The organism is Anaerococcus porci (genome assembly GCF_009696575.1).
GTDB lineage: Bacteria > Bacillota > Clostridia > Tissierellales > Peptoniphilaceae > Anaerococcus > Anaerococcus porci.
Genome location: NZ_VULQ01000008.1, coordinates 28,208 through 52,290, shown reverse-complemented (window position 1 = coordinate 52,290; position 24,083 = coordinate 28,208). Strand labels below are relative to the sequence as shown.

Sequence of the window (24,083 nt, the reverse complement as noted above, 5' to 3'; positions counted from 1 at the left end):
TTTTTATGTAAAAGGAGGAAAAATGGAAAAAATTGGACTTTATGTACATATCCCTTTTTGCAAGAAAAAATGTTTTTATTGTGATTTCGTAGCTTATCCCAATTTGGAAAATAGGATTGATTCATACTTTGATAATTTATATAAGGAAATTGATTTATATCAAAAAAATATAAGTGTAGATATAGATTCTATATATATTGGAGGAGGAACACCTTCATATGTTGATTATAAATATATAGAGAAACTTGTAGAAAAACTTAAAAATTTTAAGGTTAAAAATCTTAAGGAATTTACTATAGAGTCAAATCCAAATTCCCTAACACTTGATAAGCTAAAAAAATATAGGGAACTTGGTATAGATAGGATATCTCTAGGAGTTCAATCATTTGATGATAAGGTATTAAAAAATGTTGGTCGTGATCATAGTAAAGAAATTATATTAAATGACATTAAAAATATAAGAAAAGTTGGATTTAAAAATCTTTCCTTAGATATGATTTTAAATCTACCAGGAGGAGACTTTAATGTAGTAAAAAAAGATTTAGAACTTATAAAAGAAATTAAGCCAGAACATATATCTTATTATTCTCTAATTTTAGAGAAGGGTTCATATTTTTATACTCTTTATAAAAAAAGAAAATTAAAGTTAATGGATGATGATCTAGAAAGGGGAATTTTTTTATATATAGAAAAGCAATTAAAAGATTTAGGATTATTTAGGTATGAAATTTCTAATTTTTCAAAAAAAGGTTTCGAATCTTACCACAATAAAAAATATTGGTCTGAGGGTGGATATCTTGCCTTAGGTCTTGGTGCATCAGGATTTTTATCGAATATTAGATACAGTAATGTAAGAAATTTTATTAAATATGAAAACTTAATAAATAGTGGAAAGTTTCCCATAGAAACTAAAGAGTTTATCTCAAAAAGTGAAAGGGAGAAAGAATATATAATCTTTAAGCTAAGGGAATGTGAAGGAATTAATTTAAAAGAATTTGAAGAAATTTTTGGTTATAGTCTTTTAAACAAGTATAGTAAAATTGTTGATAAATATTATAATCTTGGCTTTTTTAATATAGGGAAAAGCCTGAGTTTTACCCATAAAGGTTTCGACTTATCTAATGAATTTTATCTTGAAATAATCTAACTTGCAAATATAAATTTACCAAGTATATTAATATTAGCAGTCAGATATTAGGAGTGCTAAATGAGGTGAAGATAATGAACGAGAGAAAGAAAATGATACTCTTTTCCATTATAAACTCATACGTTAATCTTGGAGAGCCTATTGGTTCAAATTCATTACTTAATGAATATTCTCTAGATATATCTTCTGCAACTATTAGAAATGAGATGAGCACTCTTGAGAAGATGGGACTTCTTGAAAAGGCCCATACTTCTAGTGGTAGGTACCCATCAGATAAGGGTTACAGATTATATGTCAATTATATATTAGAAAATACACTGGATTCTAATAAAGAAGATGAAGAAAAATTAGAAAAAATTCTTGATAAAAGATATGGAAATGTTTCAAAAATTATAGATACAGCAACCTTATTACTTTCTAAGATGACTAATCTTACAGCTATATCTTACACTATAAGAAATAATATCAATAAAGTTTTAAATCTCGAACTTATTAAACTTGATTCTAATATGCTCTTATTTGTCATAGTTTATGACAATGCAAGTATTATTAGTGATAGGATTTATACCAATGTTGAAGTAAGTGAAGAGGATATAAAATACTTGTCTATAGAACTTAAAAAAAATATAGAAGGAGTCAATATTAAAGATATTTCTAAGGTGTTTAAGAGACTTAAAGATAAAAATCTTAAAAAGTATGAATCCTTATTAGAAATTTTGGAGAATAAAATTAATAATGATTCTTTAACAGATCTTAGTAAGGAAGTAATTATAAAAGGAATTGGAAATATTTTTAATTTTAAAGAATTTGAGGATCCAATAAAGGCTAAAGAGTTTATTAAAATTTTAGATAGTAAAGATAGGATATGGGATTTGATTGAAAATTCCAATAGCAATCTTAAAATTACTATTGGAGATGAAAATGAGATAAATGAATTAAAAGACAATACAATAATAACTTCGCATTTTAATTATGATAAGGACATTGTAGGCCAAATTGGAATTATAGGAATTACAAGAATTGATTATAAGGAAGTTATTTCTGATATAAAGCTAATTTCAGATTTACTCAGTAAATAAAGGTAGGTGTTTAAGGTGGACAATGAAAAAAAGCATGATGAGAATGTTGAAAATACAGAAGAATTAGAAGAAATCGAAGCTGAAATTGTTGATGAAGATGGAGAAGTTAATGAAGCTTCAGGAGAAGATGAAGAAACTCCAAAAGAAGTCGAAGAAGAATTAATTGAAAATGAATATAAAGATAAGTATCAAAGATTATTAGCAGAGTTTTCAAATTATAAAAAAAGGGAAGAAAAGGCTAGAATAGAATTTAAAAAGTTTGCTTCATCAAAGTTAATTGAAGAGTTATTACCAGTTTTAGATAACTTTGATAGGGCACTTAAAGATACAGACAAAAATGATTCTTTTGTTAAAGGAATAGTAATGACAAGAGATTCATTATGGAAAGTTTTAGAAAAAGAAGGACTTGCGGAAATTGAATCAGATAATGTTGAATTTGATCCAAATTTCCACCACGCATTTCAAACAGAAGAAAACGAAAATTTCAAATCAAATTATATTATAGAGACATATCAAAAAGGATATACCCTTAATGATAAAGTTTTAAGACCAAGTATGGTAAAAGTTGCAAAATAGGAGGATTTATTTATGGCAAAAATTATAGGAATTGACTTAGGAACCACAAACTCAGCGGTTGCAGTACTTGAAGGTGGAGATTCAACAATAATCCCTAACTCAGAAGGTAATAGAACAACACCATCAGTTGTAGCATTTACAAAAGATGGAGAAAGACTTGTGGGAGAAACTGCTAAAAGACAAGCAATAACAAACCCAGATAGAACAATTTCATCAATAAAAAGACAAATGGGTACAGATTATAAGACAAATGAAATAGATGGAAAATCATATACTCCAGAAGAAGTTTCAGCTATGATTTTACAAAAACTTAAGGCTGATGCAGAAAGTTACTTAAATGATAAAGTTACAGATGCAGTAATTACAGTACCTGCATATTTCTCAGACTCACAAAGACAAGCTACAAAAGATGCTGGCAAGATTGCAGGACTTAATGTTCAAAGAATTATAAATGAACCAACTGCAGCAGCCCTAGCTTATGGTATGGATAAAGAAACAGATCAAGCTAAGATAATGGTTTATGACTTAGGTGGTGGTACATTTGATGTATCAGTGCTAGAAGTTGGTGATGGAGTATTTGAAGTATTAGCTACAAGAGGAAACAACAAACTAGGTGGAGATGATTTTGATAATAAATTAGTTGAATACCTAGCAGGTGAATTTAAAAAAGAAACTGGTGTTGATTTAACAAAAGATCTTACAGCTATGCAAAGACTAAAAGATGCAGCTGAAAAGGCTAAAAAAGAATTATCTTCAACAAAGACAACTAATGTAAACTTACCATTTATTACAGCTGTAGATGGTCAACCAGTTCACTTAGATATAACAGTAACAAGAGCTAAATTTGAAGAAATAACAAGAGACTTAGTTGAAGCTACAAGAGGACCAGTAGAAGAAGCTTTAAAGGATGCATCAGTATCTGCATCTGAAATCCAAAAGGTACTAATGGTTGGTGGTTCATCAAGAATTCCAGCAGTACAAGAATTAGTAAAAGATATTATTGGAAAAGACCCACAAAAAGATATTAATCCAGATGAATGTGTTGCTTTAGGTGCAGCTATTCAAGGTGGAGTTTTATCAGGAGATGTAAAGGATATACTATTAGTTGATGTTACACCACTTTCATTAGGAATTGAAACTTTAGGTGGAGTTACAACAAAGCTTATAGAAAGAAATACATCAATACCTACAAAGAAATCTCAAATATTTACAACTGCAGCAGATGGACAAACTGATGTAGATATCCATGTATTACAAGGTGAAAGAGAAATGGCAGCGGACAATACTACATTAGGTAGATTCCAACTTACAGGAATACCAGCTGCAAGACGTGGGGTTCCACAAATAGAAGTTACATTTGATATAGATGCCAATGGTATTGTAAATGTGTCTGCAAAAGACCAAGGAAGTGGAAAAGAACAAAAAATTACAATCACATCATCAACAAATCTTACAGATGAAGAAATTGATAAAAAGGTAAAAGAAGCAGAGAAATTTGCTGAAGAAGATAAGAAGAAAAAAGAAGCTATTGAAATTAAAAATAATGGTGAATCATTAGCTTACCAAGCTAGAAAAACCCTAGAAGACGCTAAAATTGAAGGCGAAGAAAAAGAAAGAATTGAAGGAAAAATTAAAGACCTTGAAGATAGCTTGAAAACTGATGATACAAATAATATCAAGGCTAAAACAGAAGCTCTTCAAGAAGAAATATACGCTATGAGTGAAAAAATGTACAAAAACACTCAAGGAACAAATTCTAACGAAAATTCAGGAAATGATGATAATGTAGTAGATGCTGACTATGAAGTTGTAGATGATGAAGAGTAATAAACAAAAAAATAAAGAATAGGGGATAAATGTCCCTTATTCTTTATTATTATTTTTAAGATATAATTTAATTTTTTTATCAAATAAGGTATAATAAATAAGCTTAAGATAAAAGTATAAAATTATAAATTAAAAGATTAAAAAATAAATTAGTGATAATTTATTTTTTTTGTATTGGAGGATAAATGAAAAACCCATATGAAGTATTGGAGATAGGTCAAGATGCAAGCTCGGCAGATATAAAAAAAGCATATAGAAAGCTTGCAAAAAAATACCATCCAGACTTAAATCCAGATGATGAGACTGCTACAGTAAAATTTCAAGAAATAAATGAAGCTTATGAAATTCTATCAGATCCTCAAAAGAAAAGACGCTATGATACTTATGGTTCTGCTGTATTTGAAAATGGAGCGGCGGGAAGTGGAGGATTTTCTTCGCAAGGATTTGGAGGATTCGACATATTTGGAGATTTTTTTGGAGATATATTTAATCAAGGAAGAAGCCAAAATATAAAAAGACCAAGAAAAGGTGGAGATATCCAACAAGTTTTAAACCTATCTTTCAAAGAGGCTTGTTTTGGAATAAAAAAAGAAGTTCAAGTAAGAAGAGAAGTAGAGTGTGAAACTTGTCATGGCTCTGGTGCAAAAGATTCTAGTAAAAAACACACATGTGATAAATGTCATGGTACTGGAGTTATAAATAATATAAGTCAAACCCCTTTTGGAACAGTATCAAGACAAACTACTTGTGATAAGTGTCATGGTGAAGGTGAAATAATCGAAGAAAAATGTGATGTTTGTCATGGTCAAGGAAGAGTTTATAAGAGTGAGAAAATAAAGGTAGATGTACCAAGTGGCGTTGAAAATGATTCTGTAATAAGAATAGTTGGCAAGGGTCATGCTGGTGTTAATGGTGGTCCATTTGGAGATCTTTATATTATATTAAAGATTGAGGACCATGAAATATTTAAAAGAGACGGACTTGATATTTACTATGAGATGCCAATTTCATTCCAAACAGCTACCTTAGGTGGAAATATCGATATACCAACACTTACAACTACTCAAGAATATCATATACCTGAAGGAACTCAAACTGGCACTAGGTTTAAACTTAAAAATGAAGGAATAAAATCCAACAAAAGACAAGGTGATCTTTATTTTTATGTAAAAGTTATAACGCCAACAAATCTTTCTAAAGAACAAAAAGAAAAGCTTAAAGAATTTGCAAAAGTTTCTGGAGATGTAGTAAAAGAAGATAAGAACTTTTTCGAAAAATTAAAGGATTTATTTGACTGATGAATAAAACATTTAATATTAAAACTCTAGGTTGCAAGGTTAATCAATACGAATCAGAAGCTATAGAAGAAATATTTAAAAAACGAGGCTTTGAAAAACGTGAAGAAAACGCAGATATCTACGTTATAAACACCTGTACTGTAACCAATATGAGTGATAGAAAATCAAGACAAACAATATCAAGGGCAAGACGTGAAAATAAGGATGCTATCATTGCAGTCATTGGATGTTATTCCCAAGTTAAGGCTGATGAGGTCAAAGAAATTGAGGGAGTAGATATAATTCTTGGTTCAAGAAATAAAGAAGAAGTAGTTGATCTTTGTGTAAAATTTATAGAAGATCAGATAAAAACTGAAAATGTAGAGGATTTTACCAAGAAAGAGTCAATAGAAGATTTAGAAATTTCGAAGCAATCAGATATGACCCGTGCATATATAAAAATTCAAGATGGATGTAATATGTATTGTTCATATTGCTTAATTCCTTATGCAAGGGGAAATATAGCATCGAGAGATTTAGTTTCCATAATAAATGAAGCTAAAAGGTTAAGAGATAATGGATATAAGGAAATAGTCCTAACTGGAATACATGTTGCAAGCTATGGTAAAGATTTTGATATAAAGATTTCATTAATAGATGTTATAGAGCATATTGCAAAGATTGATGGAATAGAAAGAATTAGACTTTCATCGATGGAGCCAAGACATATTACGAAAGATTTCTTAGAAAGAATGAAGGCTTGTAAAAAAGCTTGTGATCATTTTCATCTTTCCCTACAGTCAGGATCTGATGAAATATTAAAATTAATGAATAGAAAGTATGATACAAAATTATACAAAAAAAAGGTTGACCTAATTAGAGAAGTTTTTCCAAATGCAGGCATAACAACAGATATCATAGTTGGCTTTCCTAACGAGACTGAAAAAAATCATGAAGAAACCAAAGAATTTATAAAAGATATTAAATTTTCTAAAATTCATCTTTTTAAATATTCTAAAAGAGATGGTACAAAGGCTTCAACTATGAAAAATCAAGTAAATGGAAATGTTAAAAAGAGAAGATCAAAAGAGCTTTCTGAAATTGAAAAAGAAAATACAAAAGATTTCCTTAAAAAACAAATAGGAAAAACTTTATCAGTTCTTTTTGAAACAAAAACAGAGTTTAAAGGATTTAAATCTGGTTATTCTACAAACTATTTAAGAGTCCATACAAAGGATGATGTAAAAGTAAATGATATAAGGAATGTGAAAATTATATCTTATAAGGAAGATTATCTTATAGGTGAAATTTTTTAAAAAACCTAGTCAATTTAGATTTTTTTATTCTAAATATGACTAGGTTAATTTTTTTGTCAATAATTAACGATAATTTTCTATTTGTTTGTAAAAAGATTGAAATTATCAATTAAAAGTTTTATAATAAAAATGAATTATTAGTACTAATATAGGAGGTACAATGTTATTATTTTTTATAGGACTTATAATCCTTTTTGTAGGTGGAGTTTTATATTCTAAACTAGTAGAGAATCAATTCCAACCTGATGATAGAGAAACTCCAGCCATTAAAAAGGCTGATGGAGTCGATTATGTTACGATGAGTAAGAAGAAAAATTGGCTAATCAATTTATTAAATATAGCAGGAACAGGACCAATTCTTGGACCTATTCAAGGTATATTATTTGGACCAATTGCTTTTTTAGCTATTCCTTTGGGTTGTGTATTTGCAGGTGCAGTTCATGATTATTTTACAGGAATGATTTCAATGAGAAATGGTGGAAGCCAAGTTCCAAAGCTTGTAGGAAAATATTTAGGAAGTAATATTAGAAGAGTTTATAATGTAATTATTGCGGTTTTGTTACTACTTACAGGAACAGTTTTTGTATATACACCAGGAGATCTAATAGCAAACGATATACTAGGACTTGATCCTAATTCAAATGTTATATGGATTATCTATGGTATCATTTTCTTATACTACATATTATCAACTGTTCTCCCAATAGATAAGATTATCGGTAGAATTTATCCAATATTTGGAGCTTTTTTACTAATTTCATCTATTGGAGTATTTATAGGTATACTAATAAAAGGTCTTCCTCATTTACAATTCGAAGGATATGGACTACTATATAATCATCCTCAAGGACAAAAATTCATACCTTCATTTTTTATTACTGTAGCTTGTGGTATACTCTCAGGATTTCACGGTTCTCAAGTAACTCTTGTTTCAAGAACTATATCAAGTGAGAAAGAGGGAACTAGCGTATTTTATTCAGCTATGATAACTGAAGGTTTTATAGCTATGATTTGGGCTGCGGGTGCTCTAGTATTATTTTCTACAGGTGCTGCTGCTCTTGATACAGCTGGAACACTAATGGTTGGACAAATCTCAAGAAACTTTATGGGAAATATTGGAGGTTATCTTGCTATTATAGGTGTAATAGCTCTTCCAATTACAAGTGGGGATACCGCTTTTAGATCACTAAGACTTATAATATCTGAAGAATTAAATATCAATCAAAAATCAAATTCAAAAAGAGCCATGGTTGCAGCTACACTATTTATACCAGCCATAGCTATATTATTCTTTGCAAAGTCAAATCCTAATGGATTTAATATTCTTTGGAGATATTTTGGATTTACCAATCAATTTGTTGCAATCTTTGCTTTAGGTGTGGCAACATCTTATTTAATAACTAAAAATAAAAACTACCTAATGACACTTATTCCTGGAATATTCTATACATTTATAGTATTTTCATTTATAACTAATGCAAAGGGAATTGGTTTTGGTTTAGATATTAAAATATCTTATATTATAGGTGCAGTCTTAGCCATACTTTATGCTGTATTTATAGTAAGAAATTCAAGAAAAAATAGAGATAGAATAAATAGTATAGTATTAGAATAATTCAAAAATAGAGACTGTTGCATTTGCAATAGTCTTTTTTTTATAAAAAAATGGTGCTGGAAACAGGACTTGAACCCGCAACCTTTTGTTTACGATACAATTGCTCTACCATTGAGCTATTCCAGCATAATTATATTATACGAAAATATTTAAAATATTCAATAAATATAGATTTAGACTTTTTATTTAATTTTGGTATAATTATTTCAAAGGTGGTTTTATGAATAATTTAAATTATGATGAAATATTAAATTTCTTAAATCAAAGAAATATATCTATTATTTTAATAACTGCCCTAGTTTTAATAGTGGTATTATTACTACTTACAAGGTTATTTGTTAAACTAGGTTTGTTTTTGTTGGTCTTTACTTTTGTAATTGACAATATAATAAAGCTAATTCCAATAGATATATATGAGATTTACCCTATTACTTTTATTACAATAAAGATTTTATATATTGTGGGATTTATAATATTTTTATTAAAAGTAATAAAAAATATAAGAAAAAATAAGGCTAAGAAAGAGTACTATGAGGATAAGAATTTAAAACTTACAAAAAAAGATAATCCTATAAAAAGATTTTTTAGATATACGGGATCTCTTCCATTCTTACTAATGCTAATTTTAAATATTCTTATAAATACAGAAAATAATACCTACCAAAGCATAATCACTGCTCTTACTTCACTTTCATTTCTATTTATGGTATTTACCAGTCTATTTAATACCTACAAAAGGATTGATATGAAAAAGTATAATGATAATAGAATGAGATTTGATGACTTGAAAGGTTTTTTTAAAAAAAATAAAAAATCTAATAAAAATGCTGACAGAAAAATTTTAAAAACTGATAAAGCTAATATAAATAAGGATGAAACCATAAGACTTGATAAAGAAGAAATAAGAAAAGATGTAGAAAACTCTGACAAAAGAATTAATACTTATTTAAATGATTTGGAAAAAGATTTATATGATATAGATTTGTTTTCTATGATAAATCTAGAAAACACCACTAATATTAGTCTTATAACTTTGACAAATCTTAAAACTGGGCAGAAGAAATCTTATGAGTCTAATAAGGCAAAAGTAGTTATAAAAGAAGATATAGAATATAAGGTGGACTTAGAATTTGAAAATTACAATGATTATGATTATGGAAGATTTATTGACTTACTTATAGAATATTCTCAAAATAAAAGTAAGTTTAAATTTCAACTTGACCTAATTCCACAAAATATGACAAATTCTAAAATAGTCCTATACGACCCATCAAACCTTTATGAACTAGATAAAAAATTTAATAGACAGTTTCAAGGAAAGACAATCTCTATGAATTTCCCAAAATATAAGATTAATTTCATACAAGAAAACTAGTAAGCTCCCCAAATCCTAAGATTTGGGGTATTTTAATTTAAAAAAAGGAGTATAGTAATAGTATAAATACATAATTAATTTTGAAATATAGGATTTAATTTTCCTATATTTTTGTAATTTAAGGATAAGGAGAGCTTAATGGATATTTCAAAGATTCTTTCGAAAGAATTAAATATAGACAAAAAAAGAATAGATTCTGCTATAAGACTTTTAGATGAAGGATCTACTGTAGCTTTTATAGCAAGATATAGAAAAGAGGAAACTAAATCACTAAAAGATACTGAAATAAGAGAGATAGAAAAGGGATTATTAAGACTTAGGAACTTTGAAAAAAGAAAAGAAGAGATAATACAATCTTTAAGAAACCAAGAAAAACTTAGTGATGAACTTAAAGATAAAATAGAGGATTCAAAAACTATAACTGAGCTTGAAGATATATATGCCCCATTTAAGAAAAAAAGAAAAACAAGAGCTGATAGGGCAAAAGAACTTGGTTTAAATGAACTTTTAGATAAGATTTTTACTAAGGCAAAGCAAGAACAAGATGCAATAGAGTTTGCCAAAGACTATTTAAAAGAAGGAATAGATTCTACTGAAGATGCTATAAAAATGTCTTTAGATATTTTGGCCGAAGATATAGCAAATAATATTGATGTTAAAAATATAATAAGGCGTGATGGTTTCATTAGGGCAAGGATTGAGGCTGAAAAGAAAGAAGATGACAAAGCTTTATATGAAAATTATTATAATTTTTCTGAAAAAATAAAAAATATTAAGCCTTTTCAAATTCTTGCCTTAAATAGAGCTGAAAAAAATGACAACTTATCGGTGAAATTTACTTTCACAGATACTTATAATAAGACTTTAATTAAAAATTTATATGAGGCTAAAAATCCTTATTTGGAAGGATTGTTAAGTGATACCATAGATGATTCCTATAAAAGACTATTACTACCATCTATTACAACAGAGATTAGAAATAAGTTGATAGAAGAAGCAGAAGATGAGTCTATAAAGATTTTCTCCAAGAATTTAAAACCTTACATACTTCAAAGACCCATAAAAGATAAAAATATAATAGGGCTTGATCCTGGTTTTAGGACAGGTTGCAAGGTTGCAGTTATAGATAAGAATGGAAAATATCTTGATCAGGCTGTAATTTATCCAGTAAAACCAAAAGAAGAGGTAAGAAAGTCTATAAACACATTAAAAAAACTTATTGAAAAATATAAGGTAAGTCTTATAGCATTAGGTAATGCAACAGCAAGCAGGGAAACGGAAAAGGTAGTAAATGAGCTTTTAAAAGAAGTTAACGGTGTAAGCTATGCCATAGTAAATGAGGCTGGTGCAAGTGTTTATTCTGCATCAAAACTAGGTGAAGAAGAGTTTCCTGAGCTTGATGTAACTATAAGAGGAGCAGTTTCTATGGCAAGAAGACTACAAGATCCAATGGCAGAACTTGTAAAAATTGACCCAAAGCATATTGGAGTTGGTCAATATCAACATGACATAAATCAAAAAAAACTTGATGATGAACTTGAAAAAGTAGTAGAAGATAGTGTAAATGAAGTCGGGGTCAATATGACCAATGCCTCCTATAAACTTTTATCATATGTATCTGGTCTTAATTTAAATCTAGCCAAAAGAATTGAGAAAGCATTTAAAAATGGAGAACTAAAAGAAAGACGTGATTTAAAAAATGTAAAAGGACTTGGAGAAAAGACATACAAAATGGCAGCAGGATTCTTAAGATTTCCTGACTCACCAAATTTTTTAGATAATACCGCAGTTCATCCTGAAAGTTATAAAATAGCCGAAAAAATTAAAGAAATAGATTTAAATGATGTAAACTTAGAAAATTTAAGTAAAGAACTTAAAGTTGGGGTATTAACATTAAAAGATATAATAGAAGAGTTAAAAAAACCAGGACGTGATCCTAGGGATGAACTTCCAGAAGTAATTACTAAAGGTGAAGTTTTATCAATTGATGACTTAAAAATTGGAGATGAACTTACAGGAACTGTAAGAAATATCACAGAGTTTGGATCCTTTGTAGATATAGGTGTTGGAATAGACGGCCTTGTTCATATATCAAATATGAGTGATAAGTTTATAAAAGATCCAAATGATATTGTTAAAAACTCTGATATAATTAAGGTAAGAGTAATTGAAATAGATAAGAAAAGAGAAAGAATTGGCTTATCAATGAAAAATATAAAGGAGTAAAAGATGTTTGATTTTTTAAAAAGAAAAAAAGAAAAAAAGGAATTATCTATAATAAAACCAGTAAATGGAGAAATTATAGAGTTAAAAGAAGTTCCAGATCCAGTATTTGCTGAGAAAATGGTGGGGGATGGTTTTGCAATTAAACCTGTTGATGGTGAAGTTTATGCACCGGTTACAGGTGAGGTTACGCTTCAGCCAGAAGGATACCATGCAATAGGTATAAAAACTGAAGAAGGTATAGAAGTGCTTGTTCATTTTGGTCTTGAAACAGTTGAACTTAAGGGAGAGGGATTTACTCCACATGTAAAAGTTGGTGATAAGGTAAAAGCAGGAGAGAAAGTTTTATCTGTAGATATAGAAACTATCAAAGATAAGGTTCCATCAATCATAACACCATGTATTGTAGCAAATTTAGAAGATAATAGTTTATCAGAGATTAATTTTGACGCAGGTCTTAATGAAGAGGTTCAAAAGGTTATAATAGAAGATTAATTGAAAAAACTTCTTGTATGTGATAATATTTTTTAAGGAATTATAATAATAATAAATATATACTTTGGAGGATAAATGAGATTATCGAACTATTATATGCCTACATTAAGAGATGATCCTCAAGATGCAGAAACGCAAAGTCATAAACTGTTGGTAAGGGGAGCTTTTATAAGAAAAAGCTCATCAGGAGTTTATTCCTACTTGCCATTAGGTATGAAAGTTATAAATAAAATAGAAAGTATAGTAAGAAAATCTATGGAAAAATATGATTCTATAGAAGTTACTACGTCTGTACTTCAATCAAGGGATATATGGGAGAAGTCTGGTAGGTGGCAAAATTTTGGACCTGAAATGTTTAAACTTATAGACAGACATGATAGAGAGTATTGTTTAGGACCTACTGCCGAGGAGCAATTTACTACACTTGTAAAAGATGAATTAAATTCATACAAGCAATTGCCACTAAATCTTTTTCAAATAGTGTCTAAATTTAGAGATGAAAAAAGACCTAGATTTGGTATTAATAGATCAAGAGATTTTATTATGAAAGATGCCTATTCTTTTGATAAGGATATGCAAGGACTTGAAAAATCATATCAAAAAATGTGGGATGCTTATGTAGATGTATTTGATCAATTTGACCTTGACTATAAGATAGTTGAAGGTGATTCAGGTGCTATGGGTGGAAATAAGTCTCATGAGTTCATGGCTCTTGCAGAAACTGGAGAAGGTGAAATCTTCTATACAGAAAATTCAGATTATGCGGCTACAGATGAATCAGCTAAATTTTTCTTGGAAATTGATGAAAATGAAGAACTAAAGGAAATAGAATTAGTTGAAACAAAGGATGCTAAAACCATAGAAGAAGTTTCAAACTTTCTAAGTGTAAATAAAGAAAAATGTGCTAAGGCTGTTGACCTATTAGTTAGAGGAGAACCGGTTCTTGTTATAGTTCCTGGAGATAGGGAATTAAATATGGCAAAACTTATAGCCTATCTTCAAGTTCCAGAACATGAAATCGAAATGATGGATGATATAACTATCAAAAAAATCACAGAAGCAGAACCTGGATTTACAGGTCCTAAAGATTTAAAAGAAAATGTAAGAGTAATTATAGATAGATCCATAACAAGGTATAAAAACTTGGTTATAGGAGCAAATAAAACCGACCACCACTTTATAAATGCAAACTATAAAAGAGATTTTGATGGAGAAGTTGCAGAAGATTTATTAACAGCCAAAGAAGGAGATTTATCACTTGACTCTAAGGAAAAGCTTAAGAAAGCTCGAGGAATAGAAGTTGGTAATATCTTTCAGCTAGGAACAAAATATTCTGAAAGTCTTGAGGCTTACTTCTTAGATGAAAATGGTAAGCAAAAGCCATTTAGTATGGGTTCTTATGGTATAGGTATAACAAGGTCTATTTCGGCAATTATTGAACAACATTATGATGAATATGGAATAATATGGCCAACTAAAGTTGCACCTTTTCATGTGTGGATTACACTTGTAAATAATAATAATGAAGAACAAAGAAATCTTGCAGAAAAAATTTATCAAAACCTTTTAAATGAGGGGATAGAGGTTATGCTAGATGATAGAAAAGAAAGAGCTGGAGTTAAGTTTAACGACAGAGACTTAGTTGGAGTTCCTTATAGAATTACTGTAGGTAAAGATAGTAAGGATGATATTGTTGAATATTCAAAAAGAAGTGATATGAAAAATAAAAAAATATCTTCAAAGGAAGCAATTTCAGAAATTATAGAAGCAGTAAGAGAAGATTTATGCAAATAATTAAAGATAAATTGTCAAACGATTTGATTTTTAGTCTTATTAAGGATAATAAGGAGGTGACAGCTTTATTTCATGCAAATTGGTCATCTTTTTCAAATAAAATTAAGGAAGAATTTTTAAAAGAAAATGAAGATCAATATAAAGATAAGGCAAAAATTATTATAGATATTGACAAAAATAGAGAATTAATGCAAAAATTGGGTATTAATCAAATACCATCCTTGGTTATATTTACCAAGGATAGTCTAAAGAAAAATGATTTCAATATAAAGACTATAAATTTATAAGGAGTTAATATGTTAGTAAATGCAAAAGAAATGTTAAACAAAGCTTATGAGGGTGGATACGGAATTGGTCAATTTAATATAAACAACCTAGAATGGACCAAGGCTATACTTGAGGCTTGTCAAGAAAAAAATACTGCTGTAATTCTTGGTGTATCTGAAGGTGCTATGAAATATATGGGTGGCTTTAATACAGTTGCAAAAATGGTAGAAGGACTCGATAAGGATTTAAATATAACAATTCCAGTGGCTCTACACTTAGATCATGGTTCATATGAAGGAGCAAAAAAAGCACTTGAAGCTGGATTTACTTCTATAATGTTTGATGGTTCACATTTTCCAATTGAAGAAAATATAGAAAAAACCAAAGAAATTGTAGAACTTGCTCATGCTAAAAATGTTTCAGTTGAAGCTGAAGTAGGTGGAATTGGAGGCGAAGAAGACGGAGTTATATCAAATGGTGAACTTGCTGATCCAAAAGAATGTAAGCAAGTTGCAGATCTTGGAGTTGATTTTTTAGCAGCAGGTATTGGTAATATTCACGGAGTTTATCCTGAAGATTGGAAAGGACTTAACTTCGAAAGACTTGAAGAAATCAAAGAAGCGGTTGGAAAACTTCCACTAGTACTTCATGGCGGTACAGGAATTCCTGAAGAACAAGTTAAAAAAGCTATTGAAAGAGGAGTTTCAAAAATCAATATAAATACAGAATGTCAAATTGTATTTACTGAGGCTACTAGAAAATACTTTGAAGAGAACAAGGATAAAGAGAAAAAAGGATTTGATCCTAGAAAAGTCTTAAAACCTGGTTTTGAAGCAATCAAAGACAAGGTACGTGAAAAAGTAGACTTCTTTGGAGGAGAAAATTCTGCAGATAAATAAAAAGTTTCGGAGCCTAAGGCTCCGGATATTTTTTATTAAGAAGGAAATATATGGAAATAGATATTAATAATTTAGAACATTTAAAACTTGATGAGCTTAAAAAGATTGGAAAGTCATTAGATATAAAAGCTATAAGCTCATTTAGAAAAAACGAACTTATAGAAAAAATTAGGGATATATACAATGAAGATGGCAAAAAGAATGGAGAAAATTCATCTGATGATAATGACTCTTCATTTGATCTTGGAGAAAAATTTAATTGTGAAGGGCTTTTAGATCTTCATGAAGATGGCTTTGGTTTTTTAAGAACAGCCCTTTATGAATCAAGCAATGATGATATATATGTTTCCCCAAAACAAGTAAAAATGTTTAGACTTAAAACTGGAGATTTCATCAAGGGAATAGCCAGAGAAAAAAGAGATAGAGATAAATTTTCACCCTTAATTTTCGTTTCAGATGTTAATGGCCTTAAGGCTGCCGACGCTTTTAATAGATCAAATTTTGAATTACTTACACCAATTTATCCAAATCAAAAACTAAAACTCGAAACAAATAAAAATAATATTTCTCAAAGAATTATTGATATAATATCACCTATAGGTAGGGGACAAAGAGGACTTATAGTTGCTCAACCTAAGGCTGGTAAAACTACCTTAATAAAGGATATTGAGTATGCTCTTGAAAAAAATTTTGATGATTTAAAAATTCTAGTTCTTCTTATAGATGAAAGACCAGAAGAGGTAACGGATTTTAAGAGATTTGTAAACCAATATAGGGATAAAAATAATGAATTAATGAGAACTGAAGTTGCTGCATCAACCTTTGATAAACCACCTCAAAACCATATTTATATGCAAGAGATGGTATTAGAAAGGGCAAAAAGATTGGTAGAAGATAATAAAGATGTGGTAATTTTACTTGATTCAATTACAAGGCTTGCGAGAGCATATAACATTATGACTCCACAATCTGGAAGAACTCTTTCAGGGGGATTAGACCCACTTGCTTTAGTAGGACCTAAAAAATTTTTCGGGGCAGCAAGAAATATAGAAAATGGAGGATCTTTAACAATAATAGCCACTGCTCTTATTGATACAGGTTCTAGGATGGATGATATGGTTTATGAAGAATTTAAAGGAACGGGTAATATGGAATTACACCTTGATAGAAAACTTGCTCAAAGGAGAATTTTCCCAGCCATTGATATAGAAAAATCATCTACTAGAAAAGACAATTTATTATTGTCTGAAAAAGAAGAAGAAGCTGCTTATAAACTTAGAAATTCTGATATGAGAGATAAAATTGAATTTACAAATGAATTCTTAAGCCTATTGTCAAAAACATCAACTAATGATGAATTTATAGAACTTATAAATAAAACTTACAAAAATTAAGCATATTTTTCTTGTATAACAAAATATAGCAGAAAGTGAAATTAAATTTTGATTAGGAGTTTTTATGAAAATAAAAACAAAAAGCATAATTAATATAATTAGTATTTTAATAATACTCATATCTATATATTTAGGGTATAGGGGATATAAGATGAATATATTTACATCTGTTGAAAGTCTACAAAAGCTTCTTAAGTCATATGGTATTTGGGCTCCTATGATTTTTATGCTTTTACAGATTATACAAATTGTTATTCCTGTTATACCAGGAGGGATTACTACAGCCTTTGGAGTAGTAATGTTTGGTCCTTTGTGGGGCTTTATCTATAATTATATTTCTATATGTATAGGTTCAATGATTGTCTTTTTTATATCAAGATTTTTCGGTAAAGAAATAGTCTTATCAATATTTGGAGAAGAAAGTTTCGAAAAGTATGGAAAATGGCTAAATCATGATAAATATGATAGGTTTTTTGCTTGGGCTATACTTTTACCTGTAGCACCTGATGATTTTCTATGCTATTTTTCAGGTTTAACTAATATGAAATTTTCGACTTTTGCAAAAATAATTCTATTTTGTAAACCACCATCAATCTTTATCTATTCTATGGGTCTTGTTTTGGGAATAAAAACTATATTTAAAAATTTTGCTTGAAAGATATAGATCCTTATGGTATAATAACTATTGCTTATTGAAAGAGACAAGAAGAGGTGTTTATATGAAAAAAGAACTACATCCAGAATACCACCAAGCAAAAGTTACTTGTACATCATGTGGTAATGAATTCACTGTTGGTTCAACAGAAGAAGAGATAAAAGTTGAAGTATGTTCACAATGTCACCCATTTTATACAGGAAAACAAAGATTTTCTGATCGTGGTGGTAATGTAGAGAAGTTCAATAGAAAATATGGAAGAAATAAATAAGGTTAGATTCTCTAACCTTATTTTTTATATACTTAAGAAAATATTAGAGAATACTTATGAAAGTAAGATGTTTTTTAGAAAAATATGGAAATGATGCAGCACTTATTCTTTCATATTTGCTAGATACAAATAAAAACAATCTATATCTTTATCCTGAAAAGGAATTAAGTAAAGAGATAGAAAATGAACTAATAAAAATATTAAAAAAGATACAAAAGGGATATCCACTCCAATATGCAATTGGTAAGTGGAATTTTTATGGTCTAGATCTTTATGTAGATAAAAGAGCTCTTATACCAAGATTTGAAACGGAAATTCTAGTTGAAGAAATTCTAAAAGAACCATTTAAAAAGGAAAAAATACTTGATATTGGTTGTGGAAGTGGGGCTATAAGTCTAGCTTTGGCAAAAAAATTAGAAAAATCAAGGATTATAGGATGTGATATTTCAAAAGATGCTCTTGAATTATCGAATTTAAATAAATCTAAACTTAAATTAAACAATGTAGAATTTATCTATAGTGACTTATTTTCAAATATAGATGAAAAGTTTGACTTAATAGTGTCAAATCCACCTTACATAAATAAAGATGATTATGAAAATTTGGAGGAGAAATTATATTATGAGCCTAAAAACGCTCTTTACGGTGGAGAAGATGGTTTATATTTTTATAGGCAGATAATTTCTAAAGCCAAGTATTTTCTCAATAAAAATGGTAAAATATACTTAGAGATAGGATATAACCAAAAAAATCCTCTTATCCAGCTTTTAAAAGATGAGGGATATAAAAATATAAAAGCAATAAAAGATTATAATGATTTTGATAGGATTTTATCATCAAATATCTAAGGAGGATATATGTTAGAAAATCTAGAACATATGAAAGAAAATTTTAAACAATTGGAGAAAAAACTTGCAGATCCAGAAGTTTTATCAGACTCTGATAAGTTTAAAAAAGTTTCAAGAGAATACAATCAATTAAAACCTATAGTAGAAAAATACAATCAAATTAGAGAAGCTGAGAATATGATTGAAGAAAACAGTGAGCTTTTAAAAGAGGCTGAAGATAAAGAAATGATTGATCTACTTAAGGCTGAGATTGATGAAAACAAGAATAAACTAGAAGTATATAAAGAAGACTTAAAAGTCTTATTAATACCGAAAGATCCTAACGACCACAAGGATGTAATTGTTGAAATTAGAGCAGGAGCTGGTGGAGATGAAGCTGGTCTTTTTGCTGGTAATCTTTATAGGATGTATCATATGTACTCTGATAAGCAAGGTTACAAAACAGAAGATATTAATGTATCAAGCCAAGGAATTGGTGGAGTTAAAGAAGCGACTTTTCTAGTTAGAGGAGAGGGCGCTTATTCAAAGCTTAAGTATGAATCTGGAGTTCATAGGGTTCAAAGGGTTCCAGAAACTGAATCTGGTGGTAGAATCCACACATCTACTGCAACTGTTGCAGTTTTGCCTGAAGCTGATGAGGTAGATGTTAAGATAGATCCTAATGATATAAGAGTTGATGTATATAGGTCTAGTGGTAATGGAGGTCAAAGTGTAAATACAACAGATTCAGCAGTAAGACTTACCCATATACCTTCAGGTCTTGTAGTAACTTGCCAAGACGAAAAATCTCAGATTAAGAACAAAGACAAGGCTATGAGAGTTTTAAGATCTAGATTATATGAGCTTGAAGAACAAAAACGTCAAAAGGAAATATCAGATAATAGAAAATCTCAAGTAGGTACTGGAGATCGTTCAGAAAGAATTAGAACCTATAATTATCCGCAAGGAAGAATTACAGATCACAGAATTAATAAGACAATCTATCAACTAGATGACTTTTTAAATGGAAATATAGAAGAGATGATAGAATCTCTGATAACTGAAGATCAAGCAAGAAAACTTGAAACAATGGGAGAAGAATAATTGTTTAAATTCCTTAGCAAAATTTATGTTAAAGACTATAAGAATTATAAGAATGGGAGTGTTAGGCTTAAACTTATATCACTTTCAGGTCTTGTAGGTGTTCTGATAAATGCTCTATTATTTATTATAAAAATTACTATAGGTATATTATCATCATCTCAAGCTATAATTGGTGATGCCTTTAATAATATGTCTGATTCGCTTACTAGCTTTATAACCTTAATAGGTGCAAAGGCAAGTAATAAGCCAGCAGATAGTGGACATCCTTATGGTCATGGTAGGAGTGAATATATAGCAAGTTTTCTTGTATCAATTTTTATAATGTTTATAGGATTTGTTCTTTTTATAAATTCTATAAAGAGTTTCTATAAAGGAGATATACCTAGGCTTAGTTTTATAGCACTTATAATATTAATTTTTTCTTTAACTTTTAAAATCTATATATACTTATTAAATAAAAAATTAAATAAAATGCTTGATTCACAACTCAATTATGCTGTAATGATAGATGCAAGGAATGATATTTTATCTACTATATCTATTATTATTTCAGTAATTGTACAAAGATATATAGATTTCAACTTAGATTCAATAATTGGTATTATACTTGCTGTAATTGTATTTAAGCCGGGTTTAGATCTTTCCTTAGAAACTATGGATAAGCTATTAGGAAGGGGAGTAAGCCCTGAACTTCATAAAAAAATAGAAACAATAATTTTAGAAGGCGATTTAATAGAAGGATATCATGATTTAAATATTCACGAATATGGTAGGGGTAAACTAACTGGCTCATGTGATGTAGAAGTTCCATCTAATATAAGTGTAGGTATTATGCATCAGGCTGTTACAGACGTTGAAGTAAGGCTAAAAAATGAGTTAAATATATCTATAACCATACACATGGATCCAACTTATTGTTTAACAGAAAACGAAGAAAATAAAAAGATAATTGAAAGATTAAGAAAGTCAGTGGAAAATGGAAACAAAGATATTGAAGATAGATAGGAATAATGTTGACTATTCCTATCTTAAAAAAGCAGGAAATTTAATAAAAATGGGAGAATTGGTTGCCTTTCCTACAGAAACAGTATATGGTTTAGGAGCTGATGGACTAAATGAAAAGGCCGCAGCTAAAATATTTAAGGCAAAAAATAGACCGGCTGATAATCCTTTAATTTTACATATATCAGAAAACGAAGAACTTATTGACTTGGTTGAGAAAGTTGATGATAAGACTAAATATCTTATTAACAATCTTTGGCCAGGGCCACTGACTGTTATACTCAAAAAGAGTTCAAAAATACCTGCTATAATAACAGGTGGAGGCGATACTGTTGCTGTAAGAAGGCCAAAAGATGAGCTTGCGAGATTATTTATAAAAGAGTGCAATACACCTATAGCAGCTCCTTCGGCAAATATATCAGGAAGACCATCACCAACAAATGCAAGTGATGTATACTATGATATGAATGGAAGAATTTCTTTGATACTCGATGGAGGAGAAAGTGATATAGGTATAGAATCTACAGTAATAGACATGAGTTTAGATAAGCCTTGTATACTAAGGCCTGGTTTTTATACTTATGAATATATAAAAGAATTTATACCTGAAGTTTGCTTGGATGATTCTTTAGTTGATGATTCGAAAGTTCCTAGATCTCCTGGTCAAAAATATAAACACTATGCCCCAAAAGCTAGGATGGAAGTTTATGTTGGAGATAAGAGTATAAGTTTAATAAAAGATTTAGCGAAAAAAGAAAGTGAGAAGGGGAACAAGGTAGGAATTTTAGTATTTAATGATTATCTAGATGAGTTTTCAGATTATTATACCTTATCATTAGGGAATAAGGATAGGCTTATCGAGATGAGCCATGTATTATTTCAGGCACTAAGAGATCTTGATAGAAATTCTTGTGATATAATATTAGCCCAAGGTGTTGAAGATATAGGTTTGGGTAAAAGTATAATGAATAGAATGAAAAAATCAGCGTCAGGAAATGTGAATTATTTATAAAGGAGAAATGATGGGCAAAGTTACAGTACTAGATCATCCAGTGATCAAACATAAAATTTCGATACTAAGAGATAAAAATACAGGGAGTAATGAATTTAGGTCTATTATTAGGGAAATTACAATCCTTCTTGCATATGAGGCAAGTAAGGACTTTACAGTTGAAGAATATGACTTAAATACACCAATCTGCGCTACTAAAGGATATAGGCTTTCAGGCAAAAAACTTGGCATTATACCAATACTTCGTGCTGGACTTGGAATGGTTGATGGACTTATTGAAGTCTTTCCAGCTGCAAGAATTGGACATATTGGTATGTATAGAGACGAAGAGAGTTTGAAACCTGTAGAATACTATTTAAAAATACCTAAAGATTCCAATAAAAGGGATATGTTAGTTATAGATCCTATGCTTGCAACAGGAGGCTCTGCTTGTGATGCTATTCAAAGATTAAAAGAAAAGGGGTGCACATCATTAAAATTACTTAATATTATTGCTGCACCTGAAGGAATTAAAAAAGTTCAAAAGGAACATCCAGATGTAGATATTTATATAGCACAATTAGATGAGAAATTAAATAAGGATGGTTATATAGTGCCAGGACTAGGTGATGCTGGAGATAGGCTTTTTGGAACAAAGTAGGGGTATTATATGGTGAACAAAGAAATATTATTAGTTAGGGATAATGGACCTTTAAGGGGAGAGGTCTCAATTTCAGGAGCGAAAAACTCAGCTCTACCAATACTTGCTGCAAGTATCTTGGCTACAGAAGAAGTCATTTTGGATGAAGTTCCAAAGCTTAAAGATATTGAAGTAATGGTAGAAATATTAAGGAGTTTAAATGCAAAAGTTGAATATATATCAGATACTTCCTTAAAAATCGATGCTTCAAAGGTAGATAAATATGAAACACCATTTGAATTAATGGATAAGATGAGGGCATCTTTTATAGTAATGGGTCCACTACTTGCAAGATTTGGACATGCTATTACAAAGGCACCAGGCGGATGCAATATTGGAAAAAGACCAATAGATCTTCACCTTAAAGGTTTTGAATCTTTAGGAGCCAATACAACAATGAATCATGAAGAAATATCTTCATTGGCAAAATGTGGGCTAAAAGGAGATGTGATTTATCTAGATTTTCCATCAGTTGGAGCTACAGAAAACATAATGATGGCAGCATGTCTTGCTGAAGGTGAAACTGTAATAGAAAATGCAGCGAAAGAGCCTGAAATAGTAGATTTGGCTTCATTTTTATCAAAAATGGGGGCTGATATTATTGGAGCAGGTACATCTAATATTATTATTAAAGGTGTAGAAAAACTTAAAGGAACAAGACATACCATAGTTCCTGATAGGATAGAAGCGGCAACTTATATGTTAGCAGCAGCTATTACTAAGGGTGATATCCTAGTTAAGAATGTCATAGGGAGCCATATCAGGCCAGTTATAGCAAAGCTTATAGAGATGGGAACTCATGTAGAAGAGATTGATGATGAAGATATGATTAGGGTAAGAACTGATAAAAGGCTTAAACCAACTACAATCAAAACTTTACCATATCCTGGATTTCCTACAGATGTCCAATCACAATTTATGGCATTAATGACAGTGTGTAATGGAGAATCATCAGTAGTTGAAACTGTTTTTGAAAATAGGTTTATGCATGTAGATGAACTTAAAAAAATGGGAGCAGTAATAGTAACTGAAGGTAATAGAGCAGCAATAGTTGGTGTAGATAAGCTTCACGGAGCAGAAGTAAAGGCAACAGACCTAAGAGCAGGAGCAGCTTTAATTTTAGCAGGACTTGTAGCAGAAGGTGAAACAATGATATCTGATATTTATCATATAGATAGAGGATATAGCGACTTAATTAAAAAATTCACTAATCTTGGAGCTAAAATTGAAAGAAAACAGGTAATATAAA

Annotated in this window: 22 protein-coding genes and 1 tRNA gene; 22 read left to right on the top strand and 1 reads right to left on the bottom strand. The window is 29.8% G+C overall.

Translation table 11 applies throughout. The features are described 5' to 3' along the window. Positions 1–22: 22 nt before the first annotated feature. The 7 genes from hemW (at position 23) to FYJ26_RS07310 (ending at position 8,837) form a co-directional block, all read left to right on the top strand. Entirely contained in the window at positions 23–1,147 is a 1,125-nt protein-coding gene (gene hemW / locus FYJ26_RS07340; RefSeq protein ID WP_154541107.1) for a radical SAM family heme chaperone HemW, read from the top strand. 74 nt (positions 1,148–1,221) lie between these two features. Further along, complete coding sequence (gene hrcA, locus FYJ26_RS07335; RefSeq protein WP_154541106.1) at positions 1,222–2,226, top strand: heat-inducible transcriptional repressor HrcA; 1,005 nt, start codon at positions 1,222–1,224, stop codon at positions 2,224–2,226. Positions 2,227–2,241: 15 nt separating this feature from the next. Beyond that, positions 2,242–2,802: a nucleotide exchange factor GrpE gene (gene grpE, locus FYJ26_RS07330; RefSeq protein WP_176269985.1), complete on the top strand. Its 561-nt coding sequence runs from the start codon at positions 2,242–2,244 to the stop codon at positions 2,800–2,802. 12 nt (positions 2,803–2,814) lie between these two features. Further along, positions 2,815–4,629 (top strand): molecular chaperone DnaK, encoded by a 1,815-nt coding sequence (gene dnaK / locus FYJ26_RS07325; protein ID WP_154541105.1) that lies wholly within the window; start codon positions 2,815–2,817, stop codon positions 4,627–4,629. Between the two features lie 185 nt (positions 4,630–4,814). Then, the gene (dnaJ, locus tag FYJ26_RS07320; protein ID WP_154541104.1) at positions 4,815–5,927 is read left to right on the top strand and encodes a molecular chaperone DnaJ; all 1,113 of its coding nucleotides are present in this window, start codon (positions 4,815–4,817) and stop codon (positions 5,925–5,927) included. After that, positions 5,927–7,222, top strand: a complete 1,296-nt coding sequence (gene mtaB / locus FYJ26_RS07315) for a tRNA (N(6)-L-threonylcarbamoyladenosine(37)-C(2))-methylthiotransferase MtaB (RefSeq protein ID WP_154541103.1) — start codon at positions 5,927–5,929, stop codon at positions 7,220–7,222. The genes dnaJ and mtaB overlap by 1 nt, the downstream gene beginning before the upstream one ends. A gap of 160 nt (positions 7,223–7,382) precedes the next feature. Next, a complete protein-coding gene (locus FYJ26_RS07310) occupies positions 7,383–8,837 on the top strand; it encodes a carbon starvation CstA family protein (protein WP_154541102.1) in 1,455 nt (484 codons plus the stop codon). Between the two features lie 51 nt (positions 8,838–8,888). Here FYJ26_RS07310 and FYJ26_RS07305 read toward each other — a convergent pair. Then, a tRNA-Thr gene (locus FYJ26_RS07305) sits at positions 8,889–8,963 on the bottom strand. 94 nt (positions 8,964–9,057) lie between these two features. On the opposite strand from FYJ26_RS07305, the gene FYJ26_RS07300 reads away from it, so the two are divergent. The 15 genes from FYJ26_RS07300 (at position 9,058) to murA (ending at position 24,082) form a co-directional block, all read left to right on the top strand. After that, positions 9,058–10,212 carry a hypothetical protein gene (locus FYJ26_RS07300; RefSeq protein WP_154541101.1) on the top strand — a complete coding sequence of 385 codons (1,155 nt, stop codon included), beginning with the start codon at positions 9,058–9,060 and terminating at the stop codon, positions 10,210–10,212. Between the two features lie 138 nt (positions 10,213–10,350). Next, positions 10,351–12,438: a Tex-like N-terminal domain-containing protein gene (locus FYJ26_RS07295; protein WP_154541100.1), complete on the top strand. Its 2,088-nt coding sequence runs from the start codon at positions 10,351–10,353 to the stop codon at positions 12,436–12,438. A 3-nt stretch (positions 12,439–12,441) separates the two neighbouring features. Further along, a complete protein-coding gene (locus FYJ26_RS07290) occupies positions 12,442–12,930 on the top strand; it encodes a PTS sugar transporter subunit IIA (RefSeq protein WP_154541099.1) in 489 nt (162 codons plus the stop codon). Between the two features lie 75 nt (positions 12,931–13,005). Beyond that, complete coding sequence (locus tag FYJ26_RS07285) at positions 13,006–14,724, top strand: proline--tRNA ligase (RefSeq protein ID WP_154541098.1); 1,719 nt, start codon at positions 13,006–13,008, stop codon at positions 14,722–14,724. Next, positions 14,715–15,011 carry a thioredoxin domain-containing protein gene (locus tag FYJ26_RS07280; protein ID WP_154541097.1) on the top strand — a complete coding sequence of 99 codons (297 nt, stop codon included), beginning with the start codon at positions 14,715–14,717 and terminating at the stop codon, positions 15,009–15,011. The genes FYJ26_RS07285 and FYJ26_RS07280 overlap by 10 nt, the downstream gene beginning before the upstream one ends. 9 nt (positions 15,012–15,020) lie before the next feature. Further along, on the top strand, positions 15,021–15,890 hold the full coding sequence (gene fba, locus FYJ26_RS07275; RefSeq protein ID WP_154541095.1) for a class II fructose-1,6-bisphosphate aldolase: 870 nt from the start codon (positions 15,021–15,023) through the stop codon (positions 15,888–15,890). A 50-nt stretch (positions 15,891–15,940) separates the two neighbouring features. Then, positions 15,941–17,284, top strand: a complete 1,344-nt coding sequence (rho, locus tag FYJ26_RS07270) for a transcription termination factor Rho (RefSeq protein ID WP_154541093.1) — start codon at positions 15,941–15,943, stop codon at positions 17,282–17,284. 64 nt (positions 17,285–17,348) lie between these two features. After that, entirely contained in the window at positions 17,349–17,939 is a 591-nt protein-coding gene (locus tag FYJ26_RS07265; RefSeq protein WP_154541091.1) for a TVP38/TMEM64 family protein, read from the top strand. A gap of 64 nt (positions 17,940–18,003) precedes the next feature. Continuing rightward, a complete protein-coding gene (gene rpmE / locus FYJ26_RS07260; RefSeq protein WP_154541089.1) occupies positions 18,004–18,210 on the top strand; it encodes a 50S ribosomal protein L31 in 207 nt (68 codons plus the stop codon). Positions 18,211–18,266: 56 nt separating this feature from the next. Next, positions 18,267–19,058 (top strand): peptide chain release factor N(5)-glutamine methyltransferase, encoded by a 792-nt coding sequence (prmC, locus tag FYJ26_RS07255; protein ID WP_154541087.1) that lies wholly within the window; start codon positions 18,267–18,269, stop codon positions 19,056–19,058. Between the two features lie 9 nt (positions 19,059–19,067). Next, positions 19,068–20,141 carry a peptide chain release factor 1 gene (prfA, locus tag FYJ26_RS07250; protein WP_154541085.1) on the top strand — a complete coding sequence of 358 codons (1,074 nt, stop codon included), beginning with the start codon at positions 19,068–19,070 and terminating at the stop codon, positions 20,139–20,141. Further along, positions 20,142–21,146, top strand: coding sequence for a cation diffusion facilitator family transporter (locus FYJ26_RS07245; protein WP_154541083.1), 1,005 nt, complete (start codon positions 20,142–20,144; stop codon positions 21,144–21,146). Then, positions 21,118–22,155 carry an L-threonylcarbamoyladenylate synthase gene (locus FYJ26_RS07240; RefSeq protein ID WP_154541081.1) on the top strand — a complete coding sequence of 346 codons (1,038 nt, stop codon included), beginning with the start codon at positions 21,118–21,120 and terminating at the stop codon, positions 22,153–22,155. The genes FYJ26_RS07245 and FYJ26_RS07240 overlap by 29 nt, the downstream gene beginning before the upstream one ends. Before the next feature lie 10 nt (positions 22,156–22,165). Next, complete coding sequence (gene upp, locus FYJ26_RS07235; RefSeq protein WP_154541079.1) at positions 22,166–22,795, top strand: uracil phosphoribosyltransferase; 630 nt, start codon at positions 22,166–22,168, stop codon at positions 22,793–22,795. A 9-nt stretch (positions 22,796–22,804) separates the two neighbouring features. Further along, complete coding sequence (gene murA / locus FYJ26_RS07230) at positions 22,805–24,082, top strand: UDP-N-acetylglucosamine 1-carboxyvinyltransferase (RefSeq protein ID WP_154541077.1); 1,278 nt, start codon at positions 22,805–22,807, stop codon at positions 24,080–24,082. Position 24,083: the final 1 nt, after the last annotated feature.

What these genes read in the sequence shown, in the direction of transcription:
- hemW (WP_154541107.1), top strand. Translation starts at nt 23, where the DNA reads ATGGAAAAAATTGGACTTTATGTACATATCCCTTTTTGCAAGAAAAAA.
- hrcA (WP_154541106.1), top strand. Translation starts at nt 1,222, where the DNA reads ATGAACGAGAGAAAGAAAATGATACTCTTTTCCATTATAAACTCATAC.
- dnaK (WP_154541105.1), top strand. Translation starts at nt 2,815, where the DNA reads ATGGCAAAAATTATAGGAATTGACTTAGGAACCACAAACTCAGCGGTT.
- dnaJ (WP_154541104.1), top strand. Translation starts at nt 4,815, where the DNA reads ATGAAAAACCCATATGAAGTATTGGAGATAGGTCAAGATGCAAGCTCG.
- mtaB (WP_154541103.1), top strand. Translation starts at nt 5,927, where the DNA reads ATGAATAAAACATTTAATATTAAAACTCTAGGTTGCAAGGTTAATCAA.
- FYJ26_RS07310 (WP_154541102.1), top strand. Translation starts at nt 7,383, where the DNA reads ATGTTATTATTTTTTATAGGACTTATAATCCTTTTTGTAGGTGGAGTT.
- FYJ26_RS07300 (WP_154541101.1), top strand. Translation starts at nt 9,058, where the DNA reads ATGAATAATTTAAATTATGATGAAATATTAAATTTCTTAAATCAAAGA.
- FYJ26_RS07295 (WP_154541100.1), top strand. Translation starts at nt 10,351, where the DNA reads ATGGATATTTCAAAGATTCTTTCGAAAGAATTAAATATAGACAAAAAA.
- FYJ26_RS07290 (WP_154541099.1), top strand. Translation starts at nt 12,442, where the DNA reads ATGTTTGATTTTTTAAAAAGAAAAAAAGAAAAAAAGGAATTATCTATA.
- FYJ26_RS07285 (WP_154541098.1), top strand. Translation starts at nt 13,006, where the DNA reads ATGAGATTATCGAACTATTATATGCCTACATTAAGAGATGATCCTCAA.
- FYJ26_RS07280 (WP_154541097.1), top strand. Translation starts at nt 14,715, where the DNA reads ATGCAAATAATTAAAGATAAATTGTCAAACGATTTGATTTTTAGTCTT.
- fba (WP_154541095.1), top strand. Translation starts at nt 15,021, where the DNA reads ATGTTAGTAAATGCAAAAGAAATGTTAAACAAAGCTTATGAGGGTGGA.
- rho (WP_154541093.1), top strand. Translation starts at nt 15,941, where the DNA reads ATGGAAATAGATATTAATAATTTAGAACATTTAAAACTTGATGAGCTT.
- FYJ26_RS07265 (WP_154541091.1), top strand. Translation starts at nt 17,349, where the DNA reads ATGAAAATAAAAACAAAAAGCATAATTAATATAATTAGTATTTTAATA.
- rpmE (WP_154541089.1), top strand. Translation starts at nt 18,004, where the DNA reads ATGAAAAAAGAACTACATCCAGAATACCACCAAGCAAAAGTTACTTGT.
- prmC (WP_154541087.1), top strand. Translation starts at nt 18,267, where the DNA reads ATGAAAGTAAGATGTTTTTTAGAAAAATATGGAAATGATGCAGCACTT.
- prfA (WP_154541085.1), top strand. Translation starts at nt 19,068, where the DNA reads ATGTTAGAAAATCTAGAACATATGAAAGAAAATTTTAAACAATTGGAG.
- FYJ26_RS07240 (WP_154541081.1), top strand. Translation starts at nt 21,118, where the DNA reads ATGGAAACAAAGATATTGAAGATAGATAGGAATAATGTTGACTATTCC.
- upp (WP_154541079.1), top strand. Translation starts at nt 22,166, where the DNA reads ATGGGCAAAGTTACAGTACTAGATCATCCAGTGATCAAACATAAAATT.
- murA (WP_154541077.1), top strand. Translation starts at nt 22,805, where the DNA reads ATGGTGAACAAAGAAATATTATTAGTTAGGGATAATGGACCTTTAAGG.